Annotated in this window: 13 protein-coding genes; 8 read left to right on the plus strand and 5 right to left on the minus strand. The window is 70.8% G+C overall.

The window, feature by feature from the left end:
* Positions 1 to 127: 127 nt before the first annotated feature.
* The gene (locus tag AC4BEG_RS31250) at positions 128 to 2791 is read left to right on the plus strand and encodes a helix-turn-helix transcriptional regulator (RefSeq protein WP_490703012.1); all 2664 of its coding nucleotides are present in this window, start codon (positions 128 to 130) and stop codon (positions 2789 to 2791) included.
* On the opposite strand, the gene AC4BEG_RS31255 is transcribed toward AC4BEG_RS31250, so the two are convergent.
* Positions 2753 to 3115 (minus strand): DUF2255 family protein, encoded by a 363-nt coding sequence (locus tag AC4BEG_RS31255; protein ID WP_490703013.1) that lies wholly within the window; start codon positions 3113 to 3115, stop codon positions 2753 to 2755. The two genes, AC4BEG_RS31250 and AC4BEG_RS31255, sit on opposite strands and share 39 nt — an antisense overlap.
* 119 nt (positions 3116 to 3234) lie before the next feature.
* Between AC4BEG_RS31255 and AC4BEG_RS31260 the strand changes: the two genes are divergently transcribed.
* Positions 3235 to 3534 (plus strand): hypothetical protein, encoded by a 300-nt coding sequence (locus AC4BEG_RS31260; RefSeq protein ID WP_490703014.1) that lies wholly within the window; start codon positions 3235 to 3237, stop codon positions 3532 to 3534.
* Between the two features lie 20 nt (positions 3535 to 3554).
* Here the strand turns inward: AC4BEG_RS31260 and AC4BEG_RS31265 are convergent, their stop codons facing one another.
* Together AC4BEG_RS31265 and AC4BEG_RS31270 are read right to left on the minus strand one after the other, a co-directional pair.
* On the minus strand, positions 3555 to 4193 hold the full coding sequence (locus tag AC4BEG_RS31265; RefSeq protein ID WP_490703015.1) for a response regulator: 639 nt from the start codon (positions 4191 to 4193) through the stop codon (positions 3555 to 3557).
* Positions 4190 to 5410, minus strand: a complete 1221-nt coding sequence (locus AC4BEG_RS31270; protein ID WP_490703016.1) for a sensor histidine kinase — start codon at positions 5408 to 5410, stop codon at positions 4190 to 4192. The genes AC4BEG_RS31265 and AC4BEG_RS31270 overlap by 4 nt, the downstream gene beginning before the upstream one ends.
* Before the next feature lie 171 nt (positions 5411 to 5581).
* Here AC4BEG_RS31270 and AC4BEG_RS31275 point away from each other — a divergent pair, with 171 nt between their 5' ends.
* Positions 5582 to 6670: an ABC transporter permease gene (locus AC4BEG_RS31275; protein WP_490703017.1), complete on the plus strand. Its 1089-nt coding sequence runs from the start codon at positions 5582 to 5584 to the stop codon at positions 6668 to 6670.
* Entirely contained in the window at positions 6667 to 7350 is a 684-nt protein-coding gene (locus tag AC4BEG_RS31280) for an ABC transporter ATP-binding protein (RefSeq protein WP_490703018.1), read from the plus strand. The genes AC4BEG_RS31275 and AC4BEG_RS31280 overlap by 4 nt, the downstream gene beginning before the upstream one ends.
* Positions 7351 to 7545: 195 nt before the next feature.
* On the opposite strand, the gene AC4BEG_RS31285 is transcribed toward AC4BEG_RS31280, so the two are convergent.
* Positions 7546 to 7920, minus strand: a complete 375-nt coding sequence (locus AC4BEG_RS31285; RefSeq protein ID WP_490703019.1) for a hypothetical protein — start codon at positions 7918 to 7920, stop codon at positions 7546 to 7548.
* 148 nt (positions 7921 to 8068) lie between these two features.
* Positions 8069 to 8452, minus strand: a complete 384-nt coding sequence (locus tag AC4BEG_RS31290; protein ID WP_490703020.1) for a winged helix-turn-helix transcriptional regulator — start codon at positions 8450 to 8452, stop codon at positions 8069 to 8071.
* 101 nt (positions 8453 to 8553) lie between these two features.
* Here AC4BEG_RS31290 and AC4BEG_RS31295 point away from each other — a divergent pair, with 101 nt between their 5' ends.
* From AC4BEG_RS31295 to AC4BEG_RS31310, 4 genes are all read left to right on the plus strand, one after another.
* Positions 8554 to 8955 carry a RidA family protein gene (locus tag AC4BEG_RS31295; protein ID WP_490703021.1) on the plus strand — a complete coding sequence of 134 codons (402 nt, stop codon included), beginning with the start codon at positions 8554 to 8556 and terminating at the stop codon, positions 8953 to 8955.
* Positions 8956 to 9052: 97 nt separating this feature from the next.
* Positions 9053 to 9808, plus strand: coding sequence for a HEAT repeat domain-containing protein (locus tag AC4BEG_RS31300; protein ID WP_490703022.1), 756 nt, complete (start codon positions 9053 to 9055; stop codon positions 9806 to 9808).
* Positions 9802 to 10839: a MerR family transcriptional regulator gene (locus AC4BEG_RS31305; protein ID WP_490703023.1), complete on the plus strand. Its 1038-nt coding sequence runs from the start codon at positions 9802 to 9804 to the stop codon at positions 10837 to 10839. The genes AC4BEG_RS31300 and AC4BEG_RS31305 overlap by 7 nt, the downstream gene beginning before the upstream one ends.
* Positions 10840 to 10993: 154 nt before the next feature.
* A complete protein-coding gene (locus AC4BEG_RS31310; RefSeq protein ID WP_490703024.1) occupies positions 10994 to 11992 on the plus strand; it encodes a formylglycine-generating enzyme family protein in 999 nt (332 codons plus the stop codon).
* The last annotated feature ends 28 nt before the right edge of the window (positions 11993 to 12020 follow it).

Below are 12020 nucleotides of genomic sequence, written 5' to 3' on the forward strand. Positions count from 1 at the left end.
CGACCTTCGCAGCGGGGGTCCGCCGCTCGCGTCGGTAGTCATCACCTATACGACTCCCTGCGGGACGGCCCCTAGGTAAGTCTTTCCCGGATTCCCTTGCGGAGCACGAACGCATAGGTTTTCGGACATGCCCGAGACATACACGGATGTGCTGGTCGGCCGTCAGGACGAGATACGGCGGCTCGACGCGCTGCTCCAAGCGGCACGGGAGAGCCAGGGCGGCGCCCTGGTCCTGCGCGGTGAGGCGGGCATGGGCAAGAGTGCGCTGCTGCGTCACCTGGACCAGGCCGCGACCGGATTCCTCGTCATGCGGGCGTCCGGTGCGGAGTTCGAGACGGAGCTGCCGTTCGCCGCGCTGCACCAGTTGCTCGCGCCCGTCACCGACCGGCTGATGGCGTTGGCCGCGCCGCACCGCAAGGCGCTGGAGATCGCCTTCGGCCTCGACACCGGCACACCCGATCCGTTCCTGGTCGGCGTCGCGTCGCTGGGCCTGCTGGTGGAGACCGTACGGGAACGCCCGCTCCTGTGCGTCGTCGACGACGCACAGTGGCTGGACCGGGCGTCGGCCAAGGCGCTGGCCTTCCTGGCCCGCAGGATCTCGGCCGAGTCGATCGCCCTCGTGTTCGCGGTGCGCGAGCCGAGCCGCCTGCCCGAGTTGGACGAGCTGCCCGGCCATTCGCTTCAGGGCCTTGGTGAATCGGAGGCCCGCGCGTTGCTGGCCGCGGTGATCCGCGCCCCGTTGGACGAGCGGGTGCGCGACCGCATCCTGGCCGAGGCGCGCGGCAACCCTCTCGCGCTGGTGGAGCTTCCCAGGACTGCCGGACTCGCCGGGATGGCGGGCGGATTCGCCCAGCCCGACTCGGTACCCGGCGTGATCGAGCAGAGCTTCCGGTACCGGCTGGAGCTTCTGCCGTCGGCGGCCCGGCTGTTGGTGACCGTCGCCGCCGCCGATCCGATCGGCGACCCCGGCCTGCTGTGGCGTGCGGCCGAACTCCTGGGCATCGACGCGAGCGCCGCCGCGGAGTCCGTCCCGCTGGTCGACTTCGGCACCCGGATCCGGTTCAGCCACCCTCTCGCCCGCTCGGCCGCCTATCGCGCCGCGGCGCCGGAGGAGCGGCGCAGGGCGCACGAGGCGCTGGCCGCCGTGACCGATCCGGTCGCCGACCCCGATCGGCGGGCCTGGCATCGCGCCCAGGCCAGTGCCGGTCCGGACGAGCAGGTCGCCGCCGAACTCGAAGCCTCCGCCATCCGCGCCGCGGAACGTGGCGGTGTCGCGGCGGCGGCGGCCTTCCTCGAACGCTCGGCCGCGCTCACGATCGGCCCGGCCCTACGCGCCGATCGGGTCCTCGCCGCGGTCCAGGCCAAGCTCTCGGTGGGCGAGTTCGACACGGCGGCCGAACTGCTCACCACCGTCCGGACCGACGATCCGAGCCAGGCTGCCAGGGCCGACCTGCTCCGCGGCAGGCTGTCGTTCGTCCGCCGCCGGGGGGACGAAGGCCCCACGGAATACCTCCTGCGTGCCGCCGCCCGGCTGGCGGCCACCGACCCCGCCTGGTCACGGGAGTGCTATCTGGACGCCATCGAGATGGGCCTTCTGCTCGGCGGCCTCGACCACGTGGTGGAGGCCGTCAGGAAGGCGCCGCCGTCGGGCGAGCCGGATTCCTCGGCGGCGGCGGTGCTCACCGGCCTGATCAGCCTGGTCGCCGACGGGCATGCGGCGGCGGGGGAGATCCTCAGGCCGGTCGTCGGCGACGCCGACGACGAGGTGTGGGCCAGGCGGCCGTCACTGGGCTTCATGGTGGCCACCGAGCTGTGGAACTTCGACGCCATGTACGGCATCGCCACGCGTGCCGTCGCGGCGGGCCGCGAGTCGGGCTCCTTCCACGCGCTGCCCATCGGACTGGCCATGCGGGCCGCCGTGTCCGGGTTCACGGGCGACTTCGGTGCCGCGATGGAGCTGATCTCCGAGGAGGAGGCGATCGCCGACGCCACCGGCGCGGCACCGCTGGTCTACCCGCGCCTCCACCTGGCCGCGCTGCGTGGGCGGCGCAAGGACGCCGTCGAACTGTTGGCGTCAGTGGATCACCGGATGAGCCTCAGCGTGCAGTGGGCGACGGCCGTACTCAGCAACGGCCTGGCCGACTACCCGGCCGCGCTGAAGGCGGCGAAGCAGGCGGTCGAGTACGGCGCCGTCGGCACGGCGAGCCTCGCCCTGCCCGAGCTGGTCGAGGCGGCCATGCGGTGCGGCGAGACCGAGATCGCCGCCGCGGCCCTCGCGTCCCTCCAAGAGCGCACCCAGGCGGGACGGCAGGCGTGGGGTCTTGGCGTCGAGGCCTATGCGCGGGCCCTGGTGACCGAGGACGAGTCCGCCTACCAGGAGGCGATCAGCCTGCTCGACGACAGCGCACTGGTCGTCTACCGCGCTCGGGCGCATCTGCTGTACGGGGAGTGGCTGCGCCGCCAGGGTCGGCGGCGGGACGCCCGGTCCGTGCTGCGACCGGCGCACGAGTCGCTGTCCGACCTCGGTGTGGAGGCGTTCGCCGAGCGTGCCGCCGGCGAGTTGCGCGCCACGGGCGAGCAGGCCCGCAGCCGCACGTCAAAGGCATCGGACCAGTTGACGATGCAGGAGGTGCACATCGCACGCCTGGTCGCCGGCGGCGCCACCTCCAAGGAGGTGGCGGCGAAGCTGTTCCTCAGCCCGCGGACGGTCGACGCGCACCTGCGCAACATCTTCCGCAAGCTCGGCCTCACCTCACGCAGGCAACTGCGCGACCTGCCCGACATCCGTTAGCCGCATGGTGGCGGCCGCGGCCTCGGGCCCGTTCATCGACTCCACGGGGCCGGGCCAACTCAGCCCGTACTTGGCCCGGTAGGCACCGGAGACGCACTGGACGAACTCGGGGTCGTCCACCGGCTGGAGGGTGACGGACAGCCGGACCCCGGCCATCTCCACCTCCGTGTCCGCGTGCCGCAGGACCCGGCGGTACCAGGCACTGCGCCGTCCGAAAGCCGAGCGGACATACGCCTCCCCGTCGAGCACCACCACCCAGACCGTCCTGGCCGACCACCGGCCGTTCGCATGCCGTACCCACAAAACGATCTCCGTGCGATCCATAACGGTGTTCATGGACCAACGTTCACCGCGTCGGCACTACGTACGCGTCGGTGGTCATCACCTAGATAGGCGGGCTTCGCCGACGCGAGGGCGGTGCTCTCACGACGAAGCTGAGTGCCATGACGAACACCGACATGAACCCCGCAACTGCAACTGCAACTGCAACTGCAACCGAGACCGCGGCCGCGACCGCGATCGACACCGAAACCGGCATCCAGGAGGCTGCCCCCGGCGCCGCGGCGCCTCATGACAACGGCTCGAAGAAGAACAAGGGCACGAAGAAGAACAAGGCCCGGCGGCGCGCCGCCAAGGCACTGGCGTACCTCGCCCTGATCTTCACCGGGCTCATGGTCCTGGCCGAGCCGTGGCTGCTGATCCCGGTCGCCGCCCTGGTCCTGGCGATCTCCCTCTGGGACTGACCGGATCGCCCGAGACCGGGTCAGCGGCGGATGAGGCCGAGGTCGGTGGCGGTGGCGACGGCGGCGGTACGTGAGCCGACGCCGAGCTTGGTGTAGATGCGCGCGAGGTGGGATTTGACGGTGCCCTCGGTGAGGTGGAGGCGGTGGCCGATGGCCTGGTTGGACAGGCCGTCGGCGACCAGGGCGAGGACTTCGGTCTCGCGTCGCGTCAGGGCGGTGCCGGGCGTGCGCAGCCGGTTCATGAGCCTCTCGGCGACCGTGGGGGCCAGGGTGGTGCGGCCTGCTGCGGCGGTGCGTACGGCGGCGGCCAGGTCTTCGGGCGGGGCGTCCTTGAGGAGGTAGCCGGTGGCGCCGGCTTCGATGGCGGTCAGGGTGTCGGCATCGGAGTCGTAGGTGGTGATGACCACAACGCGGGGGGCGCCCGGTCGGGCGGTGATCTGGGCGGTGGCCTCGGCGCCACCCATGCCCTTGCCGAACTGTAGGTCCATGAGTACGACGTCGATGTCGCCCTCGGTGGCGCGGGCGACGGCGTGCTCGGCGGTGGCGGCCTCGGCCACGACGACGAGGCCGGGCTCGGTTTCCAGCACGGCGCGCAGTCCGGCCCGGACCACGGGGTGGTCGTCGGCCAGGAGGAGGCGGATGTAGGTGTCTTCGGTCACGGGCGGGCCTCGGGCGCGGTGTCGGCGGGCGGGGTAAGGGGGAGTTGGGCGGCCAGGGCGGTGCCGTGGCCGGGGGTGGATTCGATGGTCAGGGTGCCGCCGAGGGCGTGCATGCGGGCGTGCATGGCCGCCAGGCCGAAACCGCCGATTTCCGGGTCGGGGGCGGGCAGTCGGCCGGGATCGAAGCCGGTGCCGTCGTCGACGACGTCGAGAGCGATGTGGTCGCCGAGGTAGCTGAGGGTGATCTCGGCGGTAGCGGCGTGGGCGTGGCGGATGGTGTTGGCGAGGGCGGACTGAGCGATGCGCAGCAGGGCGACTTCGTGCGCGGTGGCCAGCGGGACAGGGTCGCCTGTGAGGTGGAAGCGTGCGGTGATCCGGTGGCGGGTGCTGGTCGTGGTGCACAGGCGTGCCAAGGCGTCGGCCAGGGTGGTGCCTTCCAGGGCGGGCGGGGTGAGCGCGGCGACGAAGCGGCGGGCTTCAGCGAGGTTGTCCACCGCGGCCTGCCGGGCCGCCTCCACGTGGCGGGCGGTGGCATCGGGCCGGTCGGGCAGGGCGCGTTCGGCGGCGCGCAGCAGCAGCTGGATGCTGGACAGGCCCTGGGCGAGGGTGTCGTGGATCTCGCGGGCCAGGCGTTCGCGTTCGGCCAGCACCCCGGCAGTGTGCTGGACCTCGGCCAGATCGGCGCGGGTGGCGGTGAGCTCCTCGATCAGGCGCCTGCGCTGTTCACTCTCGCGGTACAGGGCCTGGTACCCCCACACCACCGCGACGGCGACGGCGGCGCCGAGCGCGGGGCCGATCGCCATGGCCGCGCTGAAGGTGCGTTGGTGGGCGGCGAAGCCGGTGATGGCCGCCGCCGCGGTGGCAACCACGGCGATAAGCCCGGCGCGGCGCGGCAGCAGGTGGAGCTGGAGGAAGTACAGCGGGAACGCCATCCATACGGCGTCGGGGGACAGGGTCAGCAGCACCAGCCACACGACTCCCACAGCGGCCAGCCACAGCGCGGCGGCCCGCCGGGAACGGCGGACGCTGGGCAGGAGCGGCCCGGCCGCGTACACCGCGGCGCACGCCACCCCGGAGGCGACGTTCAACCCGGCATGCGGCGCGCCGTCGGCCACGGCCCGCCCGGCGGCCAGGGCCAGCAGGCCGATGACGAGCAGGTGCAGACACCAGGCCAGGGCCCGGGTGGTCGGGGTCAGGGTGGGGGCAGCGGCGTTCACAGTGCCTCCCAGGCTACGAAAGCATGGTGCTCGGGGCCTCCATCGAAAGGTGGAACCCGCGTGCTGTCTTCCGGCCGGTGAAGTGCCGTCCTGCGCCGGACGCGCACACAGGGGGCCGGCGGCGACGGTGAAGGCATACCGCTTCCACCGCCGGAGAGGACAGGCAAGGCTGTGTTCGTCGCCTGGAGAGATCTGACGTTCGCCAAGGGGCGCTTCGCCCTGATGGGAACCGTCATCGTGCTGATTACCCTGCTGGTCGGGCTGCTGTCCGGGCTGACGGCCGGACTGGGCCGGCAGAACATCTCGGCGATCACGGGATTGCCCGCCGACAAGATCGCCTTCCAGGATCCCGCCGGCGGTCAGGATCTGTCGTATGCCAACTCCACCGTCACCCAGAAGCAGTGGCAGCAGTGGTCCAAGGCCCCCGGCGTCGAAAGCGCCGAACCGCTGGGAATCACCACCACCAGTGCCACCGCCGGGGACAACCGCACCGCCGTCTCCGCCTTCGGCGTCCAGGCCGGCTCCCGTCTCGCCCCGGCCAGCAGCAAGATCGACGACCAGTCGGTGGTGCTGTCCGGCGCGGCCGCCGACGACCTCGGGGTGAAGGCGGGCGACTCCCTCACCCTGGCCGGGCAGCGGCTGAAGGTGGCCGCGGTGCGGGGCGACGCCTACTTCAGCCACACCCCGGTCATCTGGACCAGCCTCGATGTCTGGCAGCAGAGCGCGCCGCCCACCGGCGGCGGTGACGGTCCGACCGCCACTGTCATCGCCCTGAACACCACCTCCAAGGCCGATGTGGCGGCCACCGACCAGCAGGCCGGTACCAAGACCGTCTCCACCGACGACTCGCTGTCCGCGATCGGCTCCTACACCTCCGAGAACGGCTCCCTACAGCTGATGCGCGGCTTCCTTTTCGCCATCTCCGCCCTGGTCATCGGCGCCTTCTTCACCGTCTGGACCATCCAGCGCAGCGGCGACGTCGCCGTCCTGAAGGCCCTGGGCGCCTCCACTGCCACCCTGCTCAAGGACGCCCTCGGCCAGGCCGTGGTCCTGCTCGCCGGCGGCACGTTGACCGGCACCGGCATCGCCGTCGGCCTGGGAGCCCTCGTTGCCGGCAGTGCCGTGCCGTTCGTCCTCACCCCCGGCACCGTCCTGATCCCGGCCGCGGTGATGATCGCCCTCGGTGCCCTCGGAGCCGCTCTGTCCATCCGCCGTATCACCTCCGTCGACCCGCTGACCGCCCTGGGGAGCGCCCGATGAGCCTCGAGCTGAACGACATCACCCTCATCTACCCCGACGGTGACACCCGCCTGACCGCCCTCGACAGCGTCAACCTGGAGGTTCCCCAGGGCAGCCTGACTGCCGTGGTCGGTCCCTCCGGCTCCGGGAAGTCCAGTCTCCTGGCCGTCGCCGCCACCCTCATCACGCCCGACGTCGGCACCGTCACCATCGACGGCACCTCCACCACCGGCCTGAGCCAAGGCGAGCTGGCCGAGCTGCGCCGCCACAAGATCGGCATCGTCTTCCAGCAGCCCAACCTGCTGCCCTCCCTCACCGCCGCCGAACAGCTCCAGGTCATGGCCCAGATCGACGGCCGCAGGCCCCGCACCGCCCGAGACCGGGCCATGGAACTCCTCGCCGCGGTCGGCCTGGCCGACCAGACCGGCCGCCGTCCCCACCAGCTCTCCGGCGGCCAGCGCCAGCGCATCAACATCGCCCGCGCCCTGATGAACGACCCCACCGTCCTCCTGGTCGACGAACCCACCAGCGCCCTCGACCACGAACGCGGCGCCGCTGTCATCGACCTGATCACCCAGCTCACCCACCAGCAGGCCACCGCCACCGTCCTGGTCACCCACGACCGCACCCACCTCACCGCCGTCGATCAGATCGCCGAAGTCCACGACGGAAGGCTCACTCTGCCGACAGCGGCCCACTGACCTGTGGAGAAGGACGCCAGTGCGCGCCGACTGCGCCTCGATCATGGCGGTGTTCACGGCGAACGAGCGTCCCCGCTCGGGCAGTTCGAGAGGGGCTGGTCCAGCCGGGCCGTGGGGCCGGATACGACGGTGCGCCACGGGCCGGATGGAAGCTCGTGGCGCACCGAGGTGTTGGGACGTGAAGGGGGTCAGGTGTTACCGCGGGTTCCACTGCGTGGTGCAGTACGCGGGTACCCAGCCGCTGACTCGCCCGTAGGTCAGGTGGACCCAGGAATTACTCGACTTGCCGCAGAGGTGGTAGGACTGGCCTTCCAATCCGGTTCCGGTGTCGTCGTCCCCGCACCCCGACCTGCCCTTGGGAAGCGTGCCGTTGACGGTGGCGTTCAGCTTCCTGTGCGCCCGGATGTTGACCGTCTCCCTGGCAGTCAGCTTGTAGCAGGAAGCGGACACTGAGCTGATGTCAGCTTTCTGCGCAGAGCTGGGAGTTCCGGCTGTGGCGACTCCACCGGTCAGGGTGGTGACCAGAGCGGCTCCGGTGATACCGGCCGCCGCCAATGTGCGCATGCGCATGCGTGATCCCCGTAAAGGTCGATGGCAAGGTCTGACGCTCTGGAGCGAGCATCAAGGAGTTGATCACGCTATCCGTACGTCCGTACGTCATGCAAAGCAGCAGTGGTCGGCCTGCGCAGGGCAGCGGAGGCGTGGTGCTGCGCGCCCGTCAGGCGTCGAAGTGACGGCGCGCGTCCTCGATATGACCGAGGTACTGGTGGGTCCAGCCGCAGATGGCGTCGACCGCGGTGCGCAGGGCTCGGCCCGGCTCGGTGAGGGTGTACTCGACCCGCGGCGGCACGGTGGGGTGCACCTTGCGGTCGACCAAGCCGTTGCGCTCCAGCATGCGCAGGTTCTGGGTGAGCATCTTGTGACTGACACCCGCGACCTCGTTCCGAAGCTCGCTGAAGCGCAGGGTGCGCTCGCCGAGCGCCTCGATGATCAGTAGGGCCCACTTGTTGGCGACGTCCGAGAAGATCTCCCGCGCCAGAGAGTCCGCACGCCTCAGGTCGGCGTCCTCGGGCAGGCCCTTGAGCAGATGCTTGGTCACCATCAGGTTCCTCAGTCACCGAAAAGTGCGTTCTTCCAGGTCGGCTGTCACTCTCCTACAGTTTTTGAGTAACCACAAGAGAGCAACTCAGGAGGGCGAGCACCATGGCCACCATCGATGTCTTCAACCACAACGTGCAGGCCGAGGGCGACTTCGGCTACTCGCAGGCGATCAAGTCTGGCGAGCTGATCCACGTCTCCGGCCAGCTCTCGCTCGACGAGGCGGGCGAGTTCGTCTACGCGGACGACTTCGCCGCCCAGCTCCAGCAGACTTACCTCAACATGGACAAGGTCCTGGACCACTACGGAGTCACCCGGAACCAGGTGGTCTCGCAGACCCTGTACGTAGTGGAATTGCAGCAGAACGCCGCGGTGACGGCGAAGGGCAACCTGGCGTATTTCGGCCACCACCGCCCGGCCAGCACGGTCTTGGGCGTCACTGAACTGACCTTCCCCGGCCAGGTCATCGAGATCAGCTTCGTTGTCGACACGAAGCTGCCCGCCTGAGCTCGCGCAATGCAACGATGTCTGTTCGAGCGGCACAGGATCTTCTGATCCGCCGGACACGGGCTTGACCTTGACACAGTGATAAGGAGTCCCCTGGGTGCAGGAGGTGGTCCCGATCAACGCGACAAACGGAACCGCGCAGAACACCCGCGTGGCCAACGCCCTGGGGGCCGAGGACTCGTCGGTCCGGCTTCAGGCGGCCCTGGCGGTCGGCTCGAACCCCGACCCCGGCTTCCTGGAGACGCTCGTCGAGCGATGCGCGGTCGAGCCGGACTTCTTCGTGCGAGACATGCTGTCCTGGGCGCTGACCCGCCTCTCGCCGGAGATCACCCTGCCCCGGATCCGCCAGGAACTCGACTCTGCGCGCGCTCAGGCCCGCAGCCAGGCGTTGCACACGCTCTCCAAGGTCGGCGACAAGAGCGCGTGGGCCTGGATCACGTGCGACATGCTGCGCGACGCCGACGACGAGGTCGCGCGGACCGCGTGGCGCGTCGCGGTCGTCCTCGTGCCCGAGGACGAGAAGAGGGACCTGGTCGACGAACTGGTCATGCAGCTCGGCCGCGGCGACCGCAATGTGCGGCTGAGCCTGAGCCGGGCCCTTGTCGACCTCGGTGACGTGACCACGCCCGCCTTGGAAAAGGCCGCGGCGAACCCCGACCTGGCGGTGGCCACCCACGCCCGCGCCACCGAGCTGCTCCGGCAGAACCCGGAGACCGGTTTCGACGCCGCCATCGACGAGGCGAAGCGAGTCGTCACACTCGGCCCGGAACGAGCCGCTGCCGCTGCTGCCGACGCCGCGGTTGCGCCAGGAGCTGCCAAGGCCACGAAGGCTGCGGAGACCGCGGATTGTTGATCGGCGATGTGGCCCGTCACTCGGGGGTGAGCACCCGGATGCTCCGGCACTACGACGCCCTCGGGCTGGTGCGACCGACCGGTCGCACCGTCGGCGGCTACCGCGAGTACTCCACCGAGGACCTCCGCAGGATCTTCCACGTGGAGAGCCTGCGGTCCCTCGGGCTCTCGCTCAAGCAGGTTGGGCGCGCGCTGGAGGACCCGGCCTTCACGCCGTCCGCCCTGGTCGGCGACCTCGTCCGATGGACGGAAGACCGCTTGGAGCGGGAACAGGAGCTGCTCGAGCGGCTCCGCGCGATCGACGCGTCGGCGCCCACCGACTGGCAGGACGTCCTGCGCATCGTCGAACTCATGCAGGGGCTCAACTCGACCAGCGCCGCGCGCAGGCAGCAGGCCGTCCTGGCCCGGCCGGAGGGCGTCTCGGTTCCCGCCGAGCTGCTGGCCGGGGCGGTCTTGGCCGAAGCCGACCCCAACGTCGCGGGCGCCCTGCGCTGGGCGCTCGCCCGATCGGGCGGCGACGGCGTGGCGGCGCTGGCCGCCGGCGCGTACTCGGAGGACGTCGACATCCGACGGCGTGCGGTGCTGGCGATCGCCGAGATGTCCGAGGCCCCGGGTGCGGCCGCGGTGCTCGCGGACGCGATCGGGGACCCGGACACGACGGTGCGCGGACACGCCGCTCTGGCGTTGGGCAGGCGTGGCGTGACCGCGGCCGTGCCGACACTCGTCGGCATGGTGGTCGAGGGCGCCAACGACGTCGACGCGGCAGAGGTCCTGGGAACGCTGTCCCAGGACCCCGGGTGCGCGGAACGGATCATGACCGCACTGGTCGACGAACTCGCCGCGCCCACCGCGGACTCGGCGATGCGGATACGCCTGACCCAGGCGCTGGTCGAGCTGTCGGGGACCACCGCGCGGGAGGTCCTGCGCCAACTGGCCCACGACGAGGACCGCGCTGTCGCCCTCGTTGCCTCGGCCTTCGTCGGAGTTCTCGACCAGCGGTCCCCTCAAGACCGAGGCGACAAGGATTCCTGAAAGCGCGCTGGGTGAGCCCGGCCGCGGCCTGCCCGGGTTCCGGGACAGGGTTCTGGGACAGCCATGTCGAGGCCGGACGGGCCGGACTTCGCCGGTCGCGGTCCCGTAACGTCGGCGAGAATCAGAGGGAACCAGCATGTCAGCGAGGAAGACGATGACCGACATGATCACCGGCAGTGCCGCGTCCGAGGTGACCGCGGACATGGTCCGGGTGCCCGCCGGCCGGTTCACGATGGGGTCCGATGACCACTATCCCGAGGAGGCGCCGGCCCACCCGGTGACGGTGGACAGTTTTTCCATCGACCGGAATCCGGTGACCAACGAGCAGTTCGCCGCGTTCGTGGCGGAGACCGGCTATGTGACCCTCGCCGAGCGTGTGCCCGATCCGGCCGACTACCCCGGTGCCGACGCATCGCTGCTGGTGGCAGCCTCCGCGGTGTTCACGCCGCCGGCGCACCAGGTGGACCTGCGTGATGCCTACCAGTGGTGGTCCCTCGTTCCCGGCGCCGACTGGCGTCACCCGCAGGGGCCCGGCAGCTCGATCGACGACCTGGGCGGGCATCCGGTGGTCCATGTCGGCTACGCCGACGCCCAGGCCTATGCCCGTTGGGCCGGCAAGGCGCTGCCCACGGAGGCCGAGTGGGAGTACGCCGCTCGCGGTGGCGCCGTCGGCGGTGAGTACGCCTGGGGCACGGAGCTGACGCCGGGCGGGCGGCATATGGCCAACGTGTGGCAGGGTGACTTCCCGCACGTCAACGACCGCGCCGATGGCTGGTACTTGACCTCGCCGGTCGGTGCGTTCCCAGCCAATGGCTTCGGGTTGCACGACATGATCGGCAACGTGTGGGAGTGGACCGCCGACTGGTGGTCGGCTCATCAGCCCGCACCCGCGCCGGCGTGCTGCGCCGGTGCGGCGGAGCGGGCCAACCCGACCGGCGGGAGCCGGGAGTTGTCGGTCGATGCGGCGCTGCCACCGCACGCGCGCATACCCCGCAGGGTGCTCAAGGGCGGGTCGTACCTGTGCGCGCCGAGCTACTGCCGCCGTTACCGGCCCGCGGCCAGGCTCGCCCAACCGGTCGACACGACGACCGGCCACGTCGGCTTCCGTTGCGTTGTCCGGACGGCAGCTGCGACGCCCTCGACGTCGAGCTAGCGCGGTTCCGTGTACGCCGCCGGGGCGA

The organism is Streptomyces sp. JLBJ103, from assembly GCF_058215575.1.